The sequence below is a fragment of the Rhizobium sp. RU36D genome, from assembly GCF_900176345.1.
Taxonomy (GTDB): Bacteria; Pseudomonadota; Alphaproteobacteria; order Rhizobiales; family Rhizobiaceae; genus Allorhizobium.
On sequence record NZ_FWXU01000036.1, the window covers coordinates 1 to 20,513 of the forward strand.

At 63.6% G+C, this 20,513-nt stretch carries 8 protein-coding genes and 1 tRNA gene; 4 read left to right on the plus strand and 5 right to left on the minus strand.

The features are described from left to right. Positions 1-321: 321 nt before the first annotated feature. Positions 322-879, minus strand: coding sequence for a BA14K family protein (locus B9A97_RS27120; RefSeq protein WP_244564375.1), 558 nt, complete (start codon positions 877-879; stop codon positions 322-324). A gap of 265 nt (positions 880-1,144) precedes the next feature. Between B9A97_RS27120 and B9A97_RS27125 the strand changes: the two genes are divergently transcribed. Then, positions 1,145-1,231: transfer RNA gene (locus tag B9A97_RS27125), tRNA-Leu, on the plus strand. 113 nt (positions 1,232-1,344) lie between these two features. Beyond that, on the plus strand, positions 1,345-2,562 hold the full coding sequence (locus tag B9A97_RS27130; RefSeq protein ID WP_084368963.1) for a TIGR03862 family flavoprotein: 1,218 nt from the start codon (positions 1,345-1,347) through the stop codon (positions 2,560-2,562). Between the two features lie 4 nt (positions 2,563-2,566). Here the strand turns inward: B9A97_RS27130 and B9A97_RS27135 are convergent, their stop codons facing one another. Beyond that, positions 2,567-4,195 carry a thiamine pyrophosphate-dependent enzyme gene (locus B9A97_RS27135; protein ID WP_143530738.1) on the minus strand — a complete coding sequence of 543 codons (1,629 nt, stop codon included), beginning with the start codon at positions 4,193-4,195 and terminating at the stop codon, positions 2,567-2,569. 22 nt (positions 4,196-4,217) lie between these two features. Beyond that, a complete protein-coding gene (locus tag B9A97_RS27140; RefSeq protein ID WP_084368980.1) occupies positions 4,218-5,963 on the minus strand; it encodes a glucan ABC transporter ATP-binding protein/ permease in 1,746 nt (581 codons plus the stop codon). Positions 5,964-6,244: 281 nt separating this feature from the next. Here B9A97_RS27140 and B9A97_RS27145 point away from each other — a divergent pair, with 281 nt between their 5' ends. Together B9A97_RS27145 and pyc are read left to right on the plus strand one after the other, a co-directional pair. Beyond that, positions 6,245-6,985, plus strand: a complete 741-nt coding sequence (locus B9A97_RS27145) for a LuxR family transcriptional regulator (protein WP_084368981.1) — start codon at positions 6,245-6,247, stop codon at positions 6,983-6,985. A 112-nt stretch (positions 6,986-7,097) separates the two neighbouring features. Then, positions 7,098-10,568: a pyruvate carboxylase gene (gene pyc, locus B9A97_RS27150; protein ID WP_143530739.1), complete on the plus strand. Its 3,471-nt coding sequence runs from the start codon at positions 7,098-7,100 to the stop codon at positions 10,566-10,568. A 74-nt stretch (positions 10,569-10,642) separates the two neighbouring features. Here the strand turns inward: pyc and opgC are convergent, their stop codons facing one another. Then, positions 10,643-11,842, minus strand: a complete 1,200-nt coding sequence (opgC, locus tag B9A97_RS27155) for an OpgC family protein (RefSeq protein WP_084368965.1) — start codon at positions 11,840-11,842, stop codon at positions 10,643-10,645. A 90-nt stretch (positions 11,843-11,932) separates the two neighbouring features. Next, the gene (locus tag B9A97_RS27160) at positions 11,933-20,443 is read right to left on the minus strand and encodes a GH36-type glycosyl hydrolase domain-containing protein (protein WP_084368966.1); all 8,511 of its coding nucleotides are present in this window, start codon (positions 20,441-20,443) and stop codon (positions 11,933-11,935) included. Between the last annotated feature and the right edge of the window lie 70 nt (positions 20,444-20,513).

The following is a 20,513-nucleotide window of genomic DNA, read 5'->3' on the forward strand; positions in this document are numbered from 1 at the left end:
CAGCGCATCCACAAAACTGAACTGGCCATCCCGTCGAACAGACATCAAATCCCCTCAAATCGCTGCAAACCAACTGAATCACATCAGCCGAATTTTGCAACAGTCCCACAGCGGGGAGAGGGAACGTCGCGGTTGCCTCGGGGCCACGTCCTACAATGGCAGAAGGCGCACTCACCTCGCCAAGACTTGCGTGAGGGGGGCGTCAATCTCGGCGATCTCCCTCCCCCTTGGTGGGGGAGGTTACAAAATCACGATCTTAGCCCGCAGGGCCTAAGTCGTAGATTTTGTTGGTGAGGGGGTAACTTGGCCCCCCTCTCGCCCTCAATACGGCGAGCGGCATTCCCGGAAATAGCCGTCATTGCCCAGATAGCGGTTGGTCTGGGGATTGTAGGAGCGGTAGCGCTGCAGGCACCACTGCACATGCCGGCGCGACAGGCGCGGGCCGTCATAGTCAGGCTGCGGCCGCGGGCGGTAATAGCCTGGTGGCGGTGGCGGCGGTGGCGGGCGGTAGTAGCCGGGAGGTGGCGGCGGACGATAGCCCGGTGGAGGCCGGTCATAATCCGGCGGCGGTGGGCGGTAATAGCCCTGAGGCGCATCACGATAGACCGGTGGCGGATCACGATAGCCCGGCGGGGGGCGGTCATAATAGCCCGGAGGCGGACCACGATCATAGCCGGGCGGCGGTCCGTCATAGCCACGCGACGGGCGGCGGCTCTCGTAGCAGCCGGTCCGGTCGCAGACGATCTGGATGTCGACGACGCGAATCACGTCGCTCGTCGATTCGACCGCGGGAATGGGCATGGCGGCCTGGCCGAGACCGGGCAAGAGGCTGCCCAGGCTGAGCACACAGCCATAGATGAACTTGCGAATTCCTGTCATTGTCGGTCCCCTCGCTCAGGTCCCGCGCCGCCTGCCGTCTGGGCATTCGGAGTGGGCAAGCGTCCCTTCAGTCACGCCCTGATCGTGGCTTTTCCAAGACTGGTCCGCAAGGGGGTAGGCCCCCGCCAGGCCCAATTTTCTTCACGATCTCAGCAGCTTCCGGCAGCATACCCACAGCCCGTCGGGCAGAATTTTGGCCCGTGACACGAAAACTTCAAAAACGCTGTTGACACTGCGGCGGCTCCCCCTTACATGGCTCCTCGTCGCCCAGATGGCGGAATTGGTAGACGCGCCAGCTTCAGGTGCTGGTACCCGAAAGGGTGTGGAGGTTCGAGTCCTCTTCTGGGCACCAAATTCCTTTCAGCTCGTGGATAACGAGTTGAAACCAAACAAAAAAGCCCGGTTCGCCGGGCTTTTTTGTTGCCTGGTGAACCGAGCACGCTCGGCTCGGACCAAGGACGAGACATGACAACCAAGCAGATAGCGATCATCGGCGGTGGGCCGGCGGGGTTGATGGCGGCGGAACTGCTGTCTGCGGCGGGTCATCGCGTCACGGTCTACGAGGCCATGCCGACGGTGGGGCGGAAGTTCCTGCTGGCGGGCAAGTCAGGCCTCAACATCACCCATTCCGAGGATTACGGTCGATTCTCCACCCGCTTCGGCGAGGCCTCGCCGCGGCTTGGGGCCGCGCTCGATGGCTTCCGGCCGGATGAACTGCGCGCCTGGGCCTTGGGGCTCGGCACGGAAACCTTCGTCGGCACCTCGGGCCGGGTCTTCCCCACCGCCATGAAGGCCTCGCCGCTGCTGCGCGCCTGGCTCAGGCGGCTGGAAGGGCAGGGCGTGATGATCCTCACCCGCCACCGCTGGACGGGATTTGCGGGATCCGCGCTCGTCATGGAAACCCCGGAAGGCGAAAAAACCATAAGCGCCGATGCCGTGCTGCTGGCACTGGGCGGAGCAAGCTGGCCGAGGCTCGGATCCGATGCCGCCTGGACGGGCTGGCTTCGGGAGAAGGGTGTGCCGGTCTCCCTCTTCCGGCCGGCCAATTGCGGCTTCGATATCGCCTGGAGCGAGACCTTCCGCGAGAGATACGCCGGTGAGGCGGTCAAGTCCGTCACTGCCGCCTCGGAGGCCGGCACCATCCCAGGCGAATTCGTCGTATCGCGCCATGGCATCGAGGGCAGCCTGGTCTATGCCCATGCCGCAGCGCTGCGAGACCGGCTGGAGACGCAAGGACAGGCAGCGTTGCTGCTCGATCTCGCGCCGGGCCGCACCGTCGATCGCATCGCCCGCGATCTCTCCCGGCAGGATGCCAAGGCCAGCCTCTCGACCCGGCTGCGCAAGGCTGCGGGCATCGACGGCGTCAAGGCCGCCCTGCTGCGGGAGCTGTTGCCGGATCTGGCAAGAATGCAACCGCCAGCGCTTAGCAGTGCCATCAAGGCGCTGTCGCTGCCTGTGGCGCGGCCGCGTCCCATTGCCGAGGCGATCTCGTCCGCCGGGGGCGTCGAGTGGCAAGGCGTGGATGACGACTATATGCTGACGGCGCTGCCCGGCGTGTTTGCGGCGGGCGAGATGCTGGACTGGGAGGCCCCGACCGGCGGCTATCTCTTGACCGCCTGCTTTGCCACCGGCCGTGCCGCCGCGCAGGGCATTCTGAAATGGATGGAAGCCGAGGGAGCGTGAAGCGTCAATCCGCTGGCGGGGCGGGATGCAGGAAGGGCCAGGGACTCGTCTCAGAGCCCTGTTCCACCGGCACCTCGATCAGCGCCGGCCGGTCGGCCTCGATATACTGGGCCAGCCGTGCCCTGAGTTCCGCCGGGCTCGTCACCCGGCTTGCGGTCATCCCGAAACTCTCGGCCAGCTTGACGAAGTCAGGATTGGTGAGCGCCGAGCCGATATAGCGGCCCTGATAGGCCTGGCGCTGGTCGCGCAGTACATTGCCATAAGATGCGTTGTTGAACACCACGGCGATGACGCCGATGCCGTGATGCATCGCGGTCGCCAGCTCCTGTACGCCGAACATGAAGCCGCCATCGCCCGAAACCGAGACCACCGCCTTGTCGGGATGGGCGACCTTCACACCAAGCGCCGTGTTGTAGCCGAAGCCGAGATTGCCCTGATAGCCGACCGTCACATATTGGCGCGCCTGGTAGACCGGAAAGCCAAAAGTGGCGGTAAAGCCCATCTGGCTAACTTCCTCGACGAAAAATCCATCGCGGGGCAGTGCCGACCTGATCGCTTCGAGATAGGCCATCTGCGGCTGCACGCCGGCGACAGCGATGCGCGCCCGGGCCTTGATCTCCTCGAACTCTGCCGCGCGAGACGGCCTCGACGGCATGGTCAGGGCATCGATCAGCGCGCGGGTCCCGGCGGCGGCATCGGCGATGATGCCGATATCGGGCTTCAGCCGCACCATATCGGTCGGGTCGATATCGATGCGGATCACCTTGATGCCCTTGGGCAGCCAGCGCCAGCGCATGTATTGCAGCTCCAGCCGGCTGCCGATGCCGATCAGCAGGTCGCAGTCGGTGACATAGTCCCGAGAGGCGACAAGGTTCATCGCCAGCGGATCGTCGTCTGAGACGACGCCCTTGCCGGAGCGGTGCGCCGTGACGGGCGCCTGCAGGTGGCGGGCAAGCTCCAGCACCTCGGCGCCGGCATCAACAGCCCCGCCGCCGACCATGATCAGCGGATTGCGGGCGCCGGCGATCATCTTGACTGCCCGCGCAATCGCATCGGGATCGGCGACTGGCGCAGGATAGGCCGAGGCGGCTTGCGGCTCGGGGCCGGCGCCCTTCTGGCCGAACACGTCCCATGGCGCCTCGACCGACACCGGCCCCTGGCGGCCGCTGATCATGGTGGAAATCAGCCTGGTCATCACGGCCGAGACTTCCGAGGGGTGGTTGATACGGTCGGCGGCCTTGAGGAAACTTCTGAGCGTCGCCAGCTGGTCCGGCAGCTCGTGCAGCTGTCCGCGCCCCTTGCCAATCATGTCAGACATCACGTTGCCGGTGACGCAAAGCACCGGCGCATTGGCACCATAGGCGGTGCAAAGGGCAGCGGCGGAATTCAAGACACCCGGACCCGGCACTACCGTATAGGCGCCGATCCGTCCCGTCGATTTGGCATAACCATAGGCCATGTAGCCGGCCGCCTGCTCATGGCGGGTATGGATGAATTTCAGCTCCGACCGCCGCTCGTACAGCGCGTCGATGAAATCATACATATGGGCGCCGGGAATGCCGAAGATCGTGTCGATCCCGTTATTGACCAATGCGCTGGCGATCAGCTGGCCGGTGGTCTGGCTGTTCATCACACGTCTCCTCCCGGACCCCTGCTCAGTCCTTGGCTTCCTCTGCGGCCTGCAGCCCGCTGGCGGCCAGCAGGTTGAAGAAGCGGCCGCCGGCGATATGGCTCAGCTCGTCATAGCTGCCCATTTCGATGATCCGCCCGTGATCGAGGAAGATCACCTTGTCGGCATCGCGAACGGTGGAAAGACGATGGGCGATGATGAAGGTGGTGCGGTTCTGCCGCAGCCGGTCGATCGCCTCCTTCACCCGTGCCTCGGTCTCGACGTCGAGCGCTGACGTCGCCTCGTCCAGCACCAGGATCGGCGCATTCTTGAGGATGGCCCGGGCAATCGCCACGCGCTGGCGTTCGCCGCCCGAAAGCCGGTTGCCGCGCTCGCCGACCACGGTGCCATAGCCGGAGAGGCGGCTTTCGATGAAGTCCGTCGCCGCGGCCGCTGCGGCCGCCTCGCGCACTTCCTCCTCGCTGGCACCCTCACGGCCCAGCCGGATATTCTCCACGATCGAGCGGTTCAAAAGCCCGGCATCCTGGAACACGGTGGCGATGCAGTGGCGCAGCGACTTGCGGGTCACCTTGGAAATGTCGGTGCCATCGATCAGGATCTGCCCCTGCTGCGGCTCATGCACCCGCTGCAACAGGTTGATCAGCGTCGTCTTGCCGGCACCCGTGGGGCCGACGATGGCGATGGTCTGCCCCGCCTTGGCGGTGAAGGAAACATCCCGCACGCCCTGCGTGGTATTGGCGAAATCGAAGGAGACGTTGCGGAATTCGACATCGCCCCGGACATTCTTCAGCTCGCCGATGCCGGCCGGTTCCTCGCGTTCCTGCACGGCATCTTCGAGCGTGTAGAAATCCTCGAGCTTGGCCCGGGCCTCGAAGATCTGGGTGGCGAAGGCGCGCATCTGGTCCAGGCGGCCGATCAGCAGGCCGGCAAAGCCGGTAAAGGCGATGACGTCGCCGACCTTCAACTCGCCCTGCTGCACCAAGAGCGTGCCGATGACCAGGATGACCAGCATCGAGATGGTCGAGGCAATGCGGTTGAGCGCGCTGGCAATCGCCCACCAGTCAAGCACGGGATACTGCGCCGCCAGCAATTGTTCGGTAAACTGCTTCAGCGCCTTGGTCTCGGCCTCGATGCGGTTGTAGCTGTGCAGCACCGAGACATTGCTGATGGAATCCGACACATGCGAGAAGACGGTGTGATAATGGCCCTCGACCGAAGCCTGCCCCTCGCGGGTGCGATCCATCACCACCTTGCCGATGACGATGTAGAAGGCGCCGAGCACCAGCAGAACGGCCGACAGCCGGACATCCATTGACAGCGCGGTGGGAACCAGCAGCACCAGCGCCACGGCGGTTGCCAGATGGGTGCGCATGAATTCCAGCCACAGGCCGAACAGGGTCTCGCTCGCCCGCAGCAGCGTGTGCAGGGCGTTCGAGGTGCCGCGCTGGTGGTGCCAGGACAGTGGCATGGAGATGATGCGGCCGAAGGCCTCGGTGAGCAGCGTGGCCCGGCGCCCATGGGCCAGGCGGTCCGCCTCGCGGGCCACCAGCACGAAGGCGATGGTGTTGAACACGCCGAAGCCGGCCCAGGCGAGCAGGATCGGCGCGGCATCCCGCTTCTCCGAGATCGCGTCGATGATGCGGCCGAACAGCACCGGCTCGGCGATGGTGATCACCGCGAGCACGATATTGGCCACCACCACCACGCTGACCTTGAAACGGAAGGCGGAGAGGTAGGCAAGGGCTTTCAGGTAAACGCGAAACAGTGACAATCCAAAGGCCTCGCTGGATGGCTTGTGTGGCTGCGGATGGCGATCGTCATCATGCGCGCCGCCGCGAAACAATACATCCACGCCGCCGCCGCGCCACCCGAAAAATTGGTGCTTCGCTAGCGAAATAAAGTGGCGATTGCAAGATTTCGGCTACCGCGATTAAGGTCCTTCTAACCGGACATGATAGGTTTAGTTTGGCTAAGGGGATATTGCTGCAGCAATGCAGCGGATCATTGAATTGTGAATATTTTGATATTTGCCAACTCGGCAAGGGGGCGTTCGTGGCTATAAAAGAGATTATACATTTCCTCGTCGTGTCAGAGGAGTGTAGAACGCCCGCAGAAGTGATCTCGGAACTGGAAAAACTCCTGGAAGGCTACCGATTCGACTTCTATGGCCTGCTGAAGCAGCCCAAGCCCAATGAAAATCCCATGGGACTTGTGCTTTCCGGCCGCTGGCCCAAAGGCTGGCCGGAAACCTATATCTCCAAGAAATACGTGCTGATCGATCCGACCATCCGGTATCTGGGCATGGCGCAGAAGGGTTTCCGCTGGCGCGACACGATTGCCGTGTTCCATGAGGACCCCCATGCCAAGCGCATGGAGCGGATGATGATGAACTCCATGCGGTTCGGCCTGCTGGACGGCTATATCTTCCCGATCCATGGCCGCAACGGCCTGCTGGGCAACATGACCGTCGGCGGCAAGCCGGTGGATCTCTCCCCCAGCGAAATGAGCCTGTTCGATGCGGTGGCGAAACAGGCATTCTGGCGCATTCTCGAATTGCGCGGCGAGGCGGAGGAGGTCCGGCAGGGCGCCCAGGTGGATACCCGCCTGACGCGGCGCGAGATGGAAGTGCTGAACTACCTGGCCGACGGCATGACATCCAACGAGATCAGCCGTCTTCTGGACATCTCTGCCCATACGGTGGACTGGTACATGAACGGCCTGCAGGAGAAGCTGAAGGCCAAGAACCGCCAGCATGCCGTGGCGCTGGCGTTCCGACTCGGTCTCGTCAGCTGATCGTCATAATTTTGACAAGACTTGGCGAGCGGAAATTGAACTTCCTCAAACAAAAGGCTATGACCTTTTCGCAGGTGCAGCATGATCAGGCTGTTGTTTGAGGAGGCCTCCATTGTCCAGTTCGAAGACCATTTCGAAGATTCTCGTCGCCAACCGATCGGAGATCGCCATTCGCGTGTTCCGCGCGGCCAACGAGCTCGGCATCAAGACCGTTGCGATCTGGGCCGAGGAGGACAAACTGGCCCTGCATCGCTTCAAGGCGGACGAAAGCTACCAGGTCGGCCGCGGTCCGCATCTGTCGCGTGACCTGGGCCCGATCGAAAGCTATCTGTCGATCGATGAAGTGATCCGCGTGGCCAAGCTCTCCGGTGCCGATGCGATCCATCCCGGCTACGGCCTCCTGTCCGAAAGTCCGGAATTTGTAGACGCCTGCAACGATGCAGGTATCATTTTCATCGGTCCGAGGCCCGATACCATGCGCCGCCTCGGCAACAAGGTCGCCGCCCGCAATCTGGCCATCGAAGTGGGCGTGCCGGTGGTTCCGGCGACCGAGCCGCTGCCGGATGACCCCAAGGAAATCCATCGTCTGGCCGAGGAAATCGGCTATCCCGTCATGCTCAAGGCCTCCTGGGGCGGCGGCGGTCGCGGCATGCGCGCCATTCGCGATCCTAAGGACCTGATCAAGGAAGTGACGGAAGCCAAGCGCGAGGCCATGGCGGCCTTCGGCAAGGACGAGGTCTACCTGGAAAAGCTGGTCGAGCGTGCCCGCCACGTCGAAAGCCAGATCCTCGGCGACACCCATGGCAATGTCGTGCACCTGTTTGAGCGTGACTGCTCGATCCAGCGCCGCAACCAGAAGGTCGTCGAGCGCGCGCCGGCGCCTTATCTCAGCGAGGCGCAGCGCCAGGAACTGGCCGCCTATTCCCTGAAGATTGCCAAGGCGACGAACTATGTCGGCGCCGGCACCGTGGAATACCTGATGGATTCCGACACGGGCAAATTCTACTTCATCGAAGTCAACCCGCGCATCCAGGTCGAGCATACCGTGACCGAGGTTGTCACCGGCATCGACATCGTCAAGGCGCAGATCCACATCCTTGAAGGCCATGCGATCGGCACGCCTGAATCGGGCGTACCCGCCCAGGCGGATATACGGCTGAACGGCCATGCCCTGCAGTGCCGCATCACGACCGAAGACCCCGAGCAGAACTTCATTCCCGATTACGGCCGCATCACCGCTTATCGCTCGGCATCGGGCTTCGGCATCCGGCTTGACGGCGGCACCTCCTATGCCGGTGCGATCATCACCCGGTTCTACGATCCGCTGCTGGTCAAGGTCACGGCCTGGGCGCCGAACCCGCTGGAGGCGATCAGCCGCATGGACCGCGCGCTGCGCGAATTCCGTATCCGCGGCGTGGCGACGAACCTCACCTTCCTCGAAGCCATCATTGGTCACCCGAAATTCCGCGACAACTCGTATACCACGCGCTTCATCGACACGACGCCGGAGCTGTTCGAGCAGGTCAAGCGCCAGGACCGCGCCTCCAAGCTCCTGACCTACCTCGCCGACGTGACGGTGAACGGCCATCCCGAAACCAAGGGCCGGCCGCAGCCGCTGGCAGGTGCGGCCAAGCCCGTGGTTCCCTATATCAACGGCGATATTCCCGATGGCACCAAGCAGATGCTGGACAAGCTGGGGCCCAAGGGCTTTGCCGAGTGGATGCGGGCAGAAAAGCGGGCGCTGATCACCGACACCACCATGCGCGACGGCCACCAGTCGCTGCTCGCCACCCGCATGCGCACCTATGACATAGCCCGTGTCGCCGGCGTCTATGCCCGGGCGCTGCCCAACCTGTTCTCGCTGGAATGCTGGGGTGGCGCCACCTTCGACGTTTCCATGCGCTTCCTGACCGAAGACCCGTGGGAGCGCCTGTCGCTAGTGCGCGAGGCGGCGCCGAACCTGCTCTTGCAGATGCTGCTGCGCGGCGCCAATGGCGTCGGCTACAAGAACTATCCTGACAATGTCGTGAAGTATTTCGTGCGCCAGGCGGCCAAGGGCGGCATCGACGTGTTCCGCGTGTTCGACTGCCTGAACTGGGTGGACAACATGCGCGTCTCCATGGACGCTGTGCAGGAGGAAAACCGGCTCTGCGAGGCGGCCATCTGCTACACTGGCGACTTGCTGAACACGGCCCGGCCGAAATATGACCTGAAATATTATGTCTCGCTCGCCGAAGAGCTGGAAAAGGCCGGCGCGCACATCATCGCGGTCAAGGACATGGCCGGGCTGTTGAAGCCGGCCGCTGCCAAGGTGCTGTTCAAGGCGCTGCGCGAGGCAACCAGCCTGCCGATCCACTTCCACACCCATGACACCTCGGGCATTTCGGCGGCAACCGTTCTGGCCGCCGTCGAGGCCGGCGTCGATGTGGTGGATGCCGCGATGGACGCGCTGTCCGGCAATACGTCGCAGCCCTGCCTGGGCTCGATCGTCGAGGCGCTGTCCGGCACCGACCGCGATCCGGGCCTTGATCCCGATTGGATCCGCCGCATCTCCTTCTATTGGGAAGCGGTGCGCAACCAGTATGCCGCCTTCGAAAGCGACCTGAAGGGGCCGGCATCGGAAGTCTATCTGCACGAAATGCCCGGCGGCCAGTTCACCAACCTCAAGGAGCAGGCCCGCTCGCTCGGCCTGGAAACCAAGTGGCACAAGGTGGCCCAGACCTATGCCGACGCCAACAAGATGTTCGGCGATATCGTCAAGGTCACACCGTCCTCCAAGGTCGTCGGCGACATGGCGTTGATGATGGTCTCCCAGGACCTGACGGTCGCAGATGTCGAAAATCCCAACAAGGACATCGCCTTCCCCGATTCCGTCGTATCGATGCTGAAGGGCGATCTCGGCCAGCCTCCGGGCGGATGGCCCGAGGCGCTGCAGAAGAAGGCGCTGAAGGGCGAGCAGCCCTATACGGCGGTGCCCGGCTCGCTGCTGCCGCCGGCCGACCTTGACGCCGAACGTCAGGCGATCGAAGCCAAGCTGGAGCGCAAGGTCGATGACTTCGAATTCGCGTCCTACCTGATGTATCCGAAGGTCTTCACCGACTTCGCCCTGGCGGTCGAGACCTATGGTCCGGTCTCCATCCTGCCGACGCCGGCCTATTTCTACGGCATCAAGGACGGCGAGGAGATGTTTGCCGACCTCGAAAAGGGCAAGACCCTTGTTGTGGTCAACCAGGCCATCACGCAAGCCGATCCCCAGGGCATGGTGACGGTGTTCTTCGAACTGAACGGCCAGCCGCGCCGCATCAAGGTGCCGGATCGCAGCCGTGGCGGCTCCAGCGCCGTGCGTCGCAAGGCCGATGTCGGCAATTCGGCCCATCTCGGCGCGCCGATGCCGGGTGTCATCTCGACGGTGGCCATTGCCGCCGGCCAAAAGGTCAAGGCCGGCGATGTGCTGCTGTCGATCGAGGCGATGAAGATGGAAACCGCGCTCCACGCCGACCGTGACGCGACTGTCACCGAAGTGCTGGTCAAGGCCGGCGACCAGATCGACGCCAAGGACCTGCTGGTCGTCTTCGAAGGCTGACGGCTGGTCGAAATATAGAAAAAGGCCGCGCCGGTATCCCCAGCGCGGCCTTATTCATGTGATGGATCGGCGCCTTACCGAGAGCTGACAGGCACCGTGCCACGGGCCAGCGCGACGGCTGTTGGTGCTGGCTTCTTGTCCTTCTGCTTGGCCGCGTCAAGGTAATAGGCATAGCCGAACAGAGCGATCAGGCCGGCGGCGACATAGGTCGGGCCGAGCAGCGGCGCCGTGCTGTAGACCTCCATCAGCACCTGGCCGAGCATCGCGAGCACCGTGCCGGCGGCGAAGACCGACAACCCGTGACGGCCCATGACCGTCAGTGCGTTGTCCGACGACAGCCGCAGGGCATTGGAGACCGGGCGGATCGCGACGATCAGATAGGCGATCGACAGCACATGCAGCAGGCGGGGTGCCGACAGATAGGTCTTGTCGAAGCCGGTCAGCACAGGGGGCATGCCGAGCGAGGCATCGATATGCCACAGCGGAATCTTGACCCAGAGGAAGGACAGGAGCGCATAGGCGGCGGCAAGCGCGATGAGGGCCGGGTTGCGGCTGATCTTGCCGCCACGGCGCACATGCAGCACGCAGGCGATGCCGATGACATAGATGAACTGCCAGGACAGCGGGTTGAAGAACCAGACATTGCTATCCAGCGTGTTCTGCGGGGCGATGCGCCACAGACCGGCGGCCAGCCATACGGTGAAGGACGCGGCAACCAGCGTCGTCGGGCTCTTCGATTCCAGCCACAGGATGACAGGCGTCAGCATCAGCAGCACGGTATAGAGCGACAGGATGTTGTTGTAGCCCAGTTGGTGGCCAAGCGTGAACAGGGCGGGGAAGCCCTCGCGCGGATTGGCCAGCAGGGGAGCAATGTTGATCTTGTCCAGAAGCGCCGGATAGGCGAACAGGATCGCGCCGCCGATGAAGATGGCAAGCGTGATGGCGGTCAGCATCAGATGCACGCCATAAAGCGTCATGGCCCGGCGGGTCACCTTCTGGGTCGCCTGCATCCGCTTGTCGCTGTTGAAGCGCTTGCCATAGGCCAGCGCCACCGACATGCCCGAAATCAGCACGAAGGCTTCCGACGCGTCGGAGAAGCCGAAGTTCTTGGAGGTGAAGGCCTCGAAGAAGGTGCCGGGCACGTGATTGATGAAAATCATGATGAGTGCGATTGCGCGCAGGACGTCGATGCGAGTGTCCCTGACGGATGCCTTCGCAGGCACTGATATACGCGTTTCGGGCATAGCTTCGCCCGCGCCATGGTGGTTGGCCATAGTTCGGTTTCCTGTTGATCGCATGCTTAACGCCGTCCGCCGGGGATTGGTTCCCCGGCGGACGAGCTGGATGGGGAGGTGTGGAGGGGATCAGGCCTCGAGGTCGACGAGGAAACCCGAATCGGTCGCCGAGGCGACTTTTCCATTCACGGTAACGACATAGCCGTCCCCATGGGGCGATTTTTCGACCGAAATATGGCGGTCCTCACCCGATATTTTCAGCTGCGCCTGATAGCCTTTCAGCGTCGCCGGAAGGGCAGGGGCGATGTGCAACTGGCTGCCGCGCTTGGAAATTCCGAGAATTCCTTCGACGGCAAGACGGTAGAGCCAACCCGCGGACCCGGTATACCAGGTCCAGCCGCCGCGGCCGAGATAGGCCTCGTCGCCATAGATGTCGGCAGCAACCACATAGGGCTCGACCCGGTAGCGTTCCGCCGAATCGCGGTCGAGCGCATGGTTGATCGGGTTGATCATCGAGAAGCAGCGCCAGGCCTCTTCCGTGCGGCCCTGGCGAGCGAGCGCAAGGGCCGTCCAGATTGCCGCATGGGTATACTGGCCGCCATTCTCCCGCACGCCGGGCGGATAGGCCTTGATATAGCCGGGATCGGCAGCGCTTTCGGCAAAGGGCGGCGTGAAGAGCCTGATAATGCCGGCCTCCTCGTCCACCAGATGCGACAGCACGGCATCCATGGCCTGGCGGCTGCGGGCGGGGTCCCCTTCGCCGGACAAGACGCTCCAGGACTGCGCGATCGAATCGATCCGGCATTCCTGCGACTGGGCCGAGCCAAGCGGGCTGCCATCGTCATAATAGCCGCGGCGATAATATTCTCCGTCCCAGCCCGCCTGCTCCAGCGCGTCCTTCAGCGAGGCCAGATGCGCCGTCCAGCGCGAGACGCGGGCGAGATCGCCACGGTCCATGGCATGGGACAGGAAGGTCTTGAGCGTGCCGGCAAGGAACCAGCCGAGCCAGACGCTTTCGCCCTGGCCAGCCATGCCGACCCGGTTCATGCCGTCGTTCCAGTCGCCGCCGAGGATCAGCGGCAGGCCGTGATCGCCGGTGCGGGCAACGGCGAGATCCAACGCACGGGCGGCGTGCTCGTAAAGATCGGCGGTTTCCGCCGAGATGACGGGCGGGAAGAAGGCGTCGTGCTGGCCGCTGGCAAGCTGCGGGCCTTCCAGGAACGGCACTTCCTCCTTGAGGAAGGACGCATCGCCGGTCACGGCGATATACTGGTCGATGGCATGGGCGAGCCAGACGACATCGTCCGAGATCATCGTGCGTACACCTGCGCCACTGCTCGGCAGCCACCAATGCTGCACGTCGCCTTCGATGAACTGCCGCGACGCCGCCGCCAGGATCTGGGCCCGGGCGAGCTTGGGATCCGAGGCGAGGAAGGCGAGCGTATCCTGCAACTGGTCGCGGAAGCCATAGGCACCGCTGGCCTGGTAGAAGCCGGCGCGCGCATTGATACGGCAACCGAGCGCCTGATAGGGCAGCCAGGCATTGACGAGGTTGTCGAAGGCCTGGTCGCCGGTCATCACCTGGAAATTGCCGGTGAAGTCGTTCCAGCCAGATTTCGTGCCGTCCAGCGTTGCGTCGAATCCGCGCTTCAGCGTGGCTTCGATCAGTTCGCGGGCGGCATCCTCGTTGGCCTCGTCACCCATGATGAAGGTGACATCCTGGGCCTGGCCTGCCGCGATCTCCGCATCGATCGCCAGCGCTGCGCAGGGATCGCCTTCGGCATCGCCGGAATTCGACAGCGGCGACTTCAGCGCGATCGCCTGCGGCAGGCGGATCGTGCCGTTGCGGCCGATGAACTCGCGGCGGCTGGCGGTGAAGCCGGCTGGCTTCATGCTTGATGCGAAGAAGGCCGTGCGACCGGAATAGTCGATGCTGTAGGGGTTGGTCGCGAACAAGGCGCCGGTTTCGGCGTCGTGGGAGGTGAGCACGAAGGGCGCGGTCTTCTGCGCATTGTTGCCCAGCACCCATTCCGCATAGCCATAGGCGCGCAGGCGACGCGCTTCGGCGCCGTCATTGCGGATCGTCAGGCGGGCAAGCTTCAGCGGGGCTTCGCGATCGACCGTGACCGTCAGTTCCAGCGTCAACCCGTTATGCCGGCTGACAAAGGTGGAGTAGCCGAGGCCGTGGCGGATCTCGAAGCGGCTCGAGGCATTGTTGTCGAGCGCCACGAAGGGCGAGAAGGCCTCGCCGCTATCAAGGTCCACGACATAGAAGGCCTCGCCGGGACGGTTCATGACGGCGTCATTCGACCAGGAGGTCAGCTGGTAATCCCGCGAGTTGCGGCTCCAGGTGAAGGCTCCGCCTTCTGCGGCGATGTGGAAGCCGAAACGGGGGTTGGCGATGACATTGACCCAGGGAGCCGGTGTCGACTGGCCGGCATTCAACCGCACGACATATTCGCGACCATCGGCGGCAAAACCGCCGAAGCCGTTCCAGAAGGTGAGGTCGGAGCCGTCAGGGGCTGCATCAACCGCCGGTTCGACCAGGGCCGGAACCTGCGGCAGCAGGCCGGGCCATTCCGCATCGATGCCTTCGGGCAGGCGCGGCGTGGCAAACAGCGACAGCGTCCGGTTGACCTGATCTACGATCTTGCCGTTGCGGGCATGGAAGACGACACGGGCTGCGGCCAGCAGAGCCATCCACGTGCTTTCCTCCATCAGGTCGCGGCGAACCGCGAAGACATGCTGGCGCGCGCCTTCGGGCTGGCCACGGCGGAGGTTCTCGCACATGGCGTCGATGGCGTGCTGCATGTCTTGCGCATAGGAGGAGGCGCGTTCGTTGACGACAACGAGGTCGGCGACCACGCCGCGCTGGCGCAGATATTCCTGGGCGCTCAGCGCTTCCCGGACGATTTCGATATCCATGTCGTCGTTGATGCGCAGCGCGATGATCGGATAGTCGCCCGATACCGCCAGCGGCCATAGCTTGGACTGCGGCGCAAGACCCGAGCGCAGCGTATCCGGGTCGGAGCGCAGATGCGGATCGGGATAGACGAGGTAACGGCCGAGATGCTGGAACGCCGCCGCCTGCTGCGAGGTGATGGCGAAATGGCGCATTTCCACCTGTACGCGGGTCCAGGCATGAATGAGTTCATGGCTGAAGGCATCGGGATGGCGGTAGCGCTCGATGGCACGGTCGATTTCCTGGCGGCTGGGGGCGGCCATGGTCCAGAAGATCACGCTGACCTTCTTGCCCGAGGGCACGCGCACGACACGGCGCAGGCTCAAGATCGGATCGAGCGTGAAACCATCGGTACCCGACAACGTGGCGCCGGGATCGAAAGCGGCGGCCTCCGACAGGTTGCGGCCGCGGCCGATGAACCGGCGGCGATCCGTCTCAAATTCCGTCGGACGGCCCGGACCGGCATTGTCGACCACGAGATGGGCGACGCAGATATCGGGGTCGCCGGGGCTGCGCTTGTTGCGCTCGGCGCGGATCACGTCGCGACGGCGGCCGAACTCGGTCTTAACGAACATGCGCGAGAAGGCCGGATGGGCATTGTCGGCATCCTCATAGGCGAGCACCGGCTCGAGATAAGAGGTGACCTCGATATAGCGGTCTTCGGGCCCGGTGTTCAGCAGCGTGACGCGGCGGCCTTCGGCATCGTGTTCGGTTGCGACGATGCATTCCACCTGGCTCATCAGGTCGCCGACAGTCTTGTAGAACTCGGCCTTGTCATCGCCGAAAATGACCTTGTTCTTCTCGTCCTCGGCCCGGCGCGGTGCCGCGGTGGCAGACCACCACTGGCCGGAGGCCGTGTCGCGCAGGAAGATGAAGGTACCCCAGCGATCCTCGGTCGGATCGGCCTTGAAGCGGGCGACGGACTGGCCGTTCCAGCGGGAGAAACCGGAGCCGGTGGCCGTCAGCATGACGGAATAGTGGCCATTCGACAGGAAGACCGCCTCGCGGTCCTTGGCCAAGGGGTCCGTGATCGTGCGGATTTCCGGACGCAGCAGGTCTGCCTGGCCCTTGCCCGGCGTCTGCGGCTCGTATTTCGCGCTCATCACGGGGATTTCGCGCGGTGCCTTTTCCTGCAGCAGCAGTTCGGCCGCTTCGATCACCGGATCGGCATGGAAAAGCTCGCGCAGCCAGCCGTTGAAGGCGACATTGGCAACCGCGGCAATCGACATGCCATGGTGGTGGGCATAGTAGTTAAACACCACAGCGCAGGTCTTGCCTTCGGGAACGCGGGTCGGCGTGAAGTCGACAGCGTCATGGAAGCCATACTGGCCGAGCGCTCCGAGCTTGCGCAGGCGATCGAGGTTCTGCAGCGCCGATTTCGGATCGTACTGGCTGGCCAGGATCGAGGCATAGGGCGCGATAACGGCGTTCTGGCCGAGACCGCGCTTGAGGCCGAGCGTGGGAACGCCGAAATTGGTGTATTGATAGGTCAGTTCGTGGTCGCGGGCGTTGAAGGCCGCTTCCGAAATGCCCCAGGGAATGCCGCCCAGCCGCTTGGCATGGTTCATCTGTTCCTGGACGATCAGGTTGTTCGTCTGGTTCAGAATGCCGCCCTGACGCTCCTGCATGACGAGCGGCGGCATCAGGTATTCGAACATCGAGCCCGACCAGGAGATCAGCGCCGCGCGGGCACCGATCGGCACGACCTGGCGACCGAGCTTGTACCAGTGCTCGGTCGGCAGATCGCCCTTGGCGATGGCAAACAGGCTGGTGAGGCGGGCCTCGGAGGCCAGAAGGTCGTAGCAGGCTTCGTCCAGTTCGCGACCATCGACGCGGTAGCCGATCGACAGCAGCCGGCGTTCCGGGCGGAACAGGAAGCGGAAGTCCATCGAGAAGGCGAGATCGCGGCTGCGGTCACGCAGATGGATCAGCCGCTGGCGGATGGGCTCGATATTGGAGAGGTCGAAGGTGCTGTCGGCGATATGGGCTTCGCAGGCCGACACCAGCGATCGGGTCCACTGCGTGATCGACGCGCTCTGGTCCGATTTCACCTCGTGATGCAGGTTCGACGCGAGCTTCTCGATGTCGCGCGCCAGCACGGCGAGGTTGATGATGCGGATCGAGGCGAATTCGTGCTCGCGCTTGACGGCAGCCAGCGCATTGCTGAAGCCGACGATGCGCTCTTCGAGCCGCCGGCGCAGCGGCCGGACCGTCTTGCGATCGTCAGGCAGCTGGCGCAATTCCTCCAGCAGGATGCCGCTGACATCGCCGATGCCGTCGAGATTGCCCTGCAGATGCGCAGACGGCGCTTCGGCCCAGATCCGGCAGGCGGAGGACACTGCGATCAGGTGACCGGCGAGGTTGCCCGAGTCGACCGCCGAGACGTAACGCGGTCCAAGCGTCTTCAGGCTATCCGTGTGATACCAGTTGTAGAGATGGCCGCGATGCTTCTCCATGCGCTCGACGGTGGCGATGGTCTGTTCCATGCGCTCGATCGTCTGGTCGAAGCTGATCCAGCCGAACTGCCGCGCCGAGATGACCGACAGCAGGTAGACGCCGATATTGGTCGGCGAGGTGCGGTGCGCGACAATGTGGTCAGGCGCTTCCTGGAAATTGTCCGGCGGCAGGTAGTTGTCATGGGCCGTGACGAAGGTCTCGAAATAGCGCCAGGTACGACGAGCGATCTTGCGCAGCTCGACCGAGGCATTTTCCGGCACCACGAGCCGGTCTTCCGTCTCCGCCGACTGGCTGACATACCAGGCGAGCAGGGGCGAAAGCACCCACAGAGTGACGAAGGGCAGGCCGATCAGATAGCCATAATTATCCGGGAAGGGGGCGACGACCAGCGTCAGCACGGCGAGCAGCGGTGCATGGCGCATGGAGCCGTAATAGGCCTTGATGTCACCCTGTTTGGCGGACTGCACGCTGGCGGCGGTGCGCCATTCCAGGAGCAGCCGGCGGCTGACGAACAGGCGGTAGAGCGAGCGCACGATGGCATCCGCCATCATGCAGGCCGTATCGGCGATGAAGACGATCCGCAGCGCCACCTGGGCATTGGCGGCGCGCAACTCCATCCATAGCGACTGGAAATGGGCGCGCGGCACGATATCGCTGGAACGCGGCACGAGGCCGGACAGGAGCGAGAGCGTCGGGGCGACGAACAAGCAGAAGACCAGGATCAACTGCCAGATCAGCGCACCCATCGGCGCCATGGCATACCAGCCGATGACAGAGGCGAAGAACCAGGCGATCGGCGTCAACGACCGGCGCAGGTTGTCCACCATCTTCCAGCGGCCAAGCGCGGTGATGCCGCGCATGGGATCGAGGATATAGGGCAGCAGCTGCCAGTCTCCGCGGGCCCAGCGATGCTGGCGCGACACTTCCACTTCGTAGCGGGTCGGGAAGTCCTCGACCAGTTCGACATCGGTCACCAGCGCGCAGCGGGCAAACGAGCCTTCCAGCAGGTCGTGGCTGAGCACGGTGTTTTCGTCGATCCGGCCCTTGAGCGCCGCCTCGAAGGCATCGACGTGGTAGAGGCCCTTGCCGGTGAAGGTGCCTTCGCCCGTGATGTCCTGATAGACGTCGGAGACGGTGAAGACGTAAGGATCGACGCCGCGGTTGATCGAAAACACCCGCTGGAACACCGAGGCGTCCTTGCCGGTCGTCAGCGACGGCGTGACGCGCGGCTGCAACAGGCCATAGCCTTCGATGACACGGTTGGTATCGGGATCGAGCACCGGCCGGTTGATCGGGTGATGCATCTTGCCGACCAGCTTGGTGACGGCCTCGCGCATCAGCCGCGTATCGGCATCGATGGTCATGACATACTGAATATCCTCAGGCGCCATGTTCGCGCCCGGCAGATAGGACGTATCGCGGTCGCCGCGCAGCAGCATGTTGAGTTCGTGCAGCTTGCCGCGCTTGCGCTCCCAGCCCATCCACACGCCTTCCGACGGATTGTAGATGCGGCGGCGATGCAACAGGTAGAAGCGCGTCTTGCCGTCATGGGCATAGCGTGCCGTGAGCGCCGCGATCTCGCGCTTGGCGTAATCAAGCACTTCCAGATCGGCTTGCGTCTCCTCGACCAGGCTGTCGCGCCAGTCGCTGAGCAGCGCAAAGAAGATGTCGCCATGGGGATTGGTGAGGTAATGGACCTCGAGATTGCGCACGAGATCATCGACGTCGTCGCGATTGGCGATGAGACAGGGAACGACCACGAGGGTGCGGGCCTCGGGCGGAATGCCCTCCTTGAACTCGTAGCCGACGATACGGGTTGGCTTGACGATGAAGGTGACGAGCGTGTTGAAGAGACCGGTCGCGCCTTCGGAGGCCGGAAGCGCAAACATCAGCAGCATCAGCACCAGGAGCGGCGTCGAAACCTCCTGACCATTGAGGAACCAGCCCGCGGCCGCCATGGCCGCAACCGTCAGGCCGATGACCGGCACCGCGATCGACAGCCAGTTCAGCTTGCGCACCAGGCGGATGGTCTGCTGGATCAGCGGCGGGCGATAACCGATCGCCTCTTCGAGCTTGGCCCGGTGCATGCCGACGAGCAGGCCGCCGACATTGGGCTGCTGCGCATTTTCTTCCGGTGCCAGCGTCGCCTTGGAGGTCATGTCGATCGCGACCTGCGCGACTTCGATCTCCGTCATGTCGGAGCGGCGCGCCAACTTCTCGATCTGGTTGCGATAGGCATTGCGCGAGCCGAAATCCAGCGCGCTGTAATCGCTGTGCAGCCGCAGGATCTTGTCGACGTGGCAGACGTCCTCGACCCAGACCGACCATTCCTTGTCGTCAATCTCGCGCAGGCTCTTGACGATATTGCCTGTCGTGACATTGCCCGAGGACAGCCGGTTATGCTCGGCGCTCATCGCCTCCTCGGCGGTGCGGCCGGCCTTTTCCAGCCGTTCTTCGAGCCAGGATACCGCAAAGCTGGTGTTCTGCGAGCCATTGCGCAGGCGGTAGAGGAACTGGGTGGCGAAGGTGTTGTCGTCGGCCAGCGTCTCGATGCGCGCCAGAAGCTCGGTGCAGGCGGCGGGATCGTTGAGACGGATAATCTCGTCGGCCACTTCGTTGGCCTTGCGGCGCATGCGGCGGGAGCGGTCGACGCGGGTGGAGATGCGGCGCAGGTTCTCGATCAGCACATAGCGGATCATCGACGGCAGCGCCCAGAGCTCGCCGATCTCCAGCACCTGCGTCTGCTGGAAGCCCTCGACCATGGCGGTCAGGCTTTCCTGCGATACGGTGCTGTGGGTATGGGCGACATAGAGCCAGGCGATCAGCGTGGTGCGCGGCAGTTCCATGCCGCCGATGCGCACCTTGGGAAGCTGCTTGTAGAACCGGCGCGGAAAATCGCGGCGGACTTCCTGGATCGCTTCTTCGATGATGTAGTGGTTGTCCAGCAGCCATTCGGCCGCCGGCGTGATGGTGGCACCTGCCTCGACATCCGCCGCCGTGGCACGATAGACCCGCAGGATCTCCTTTTCGTTTTCCTTGTGCCGGGCAAAGAAATCGAACTCGTTGAAGCCGGGAAGCTCCCTGGCTCCATCGCGACCCAGCAGCACCCCGATCTCGGTCAGCTCTTCCATCGTGGAATAGGCGGCGCGGATCGCATCGTTATGATCGATCTGCTTGGTCTCCGGTTCGCGTCCGGCATCGGGCTTGGTGTCAAAAAACATGATCGCGGATTCTATATCCAGGCTTGAAGTGTGATGTGTATGCTTGGCATGGACCCAAGCGGGAGATTGT

Excerpts from the sequence above, each read along its gene's own strand:
- B9A97_RS27120 (WP_244564375.1), bottom strand. The coding sequence starts at position 879 with ATGACAGGAATTCGCAAGTTCATCTATGGCTGTGTGCTCAGCCTGGGC.
- B9A97_RS27130 (WP_084368963.1), top strand. The coding sequence starts at position 1,345 with ATGACAACCAAGCAGATAGCGATCATCGGCGGTGGGCCGGCGGGGTTG.
- opgC (WP_084368965.1), bottom strand. The coding sequence starts at position 11,842 with ATGGCCAACCACCATGGCGCGGGCGAAGCTATGCCCGAAACGCGTATA.
- B9A97_RS27160 (WP_084368966.1), bottom strand. The coding sequence starts at position 20,443 with ATGTTTTTTGACACCAAGCCCGATGCCGGACGCGAACCGGAGACCAAG.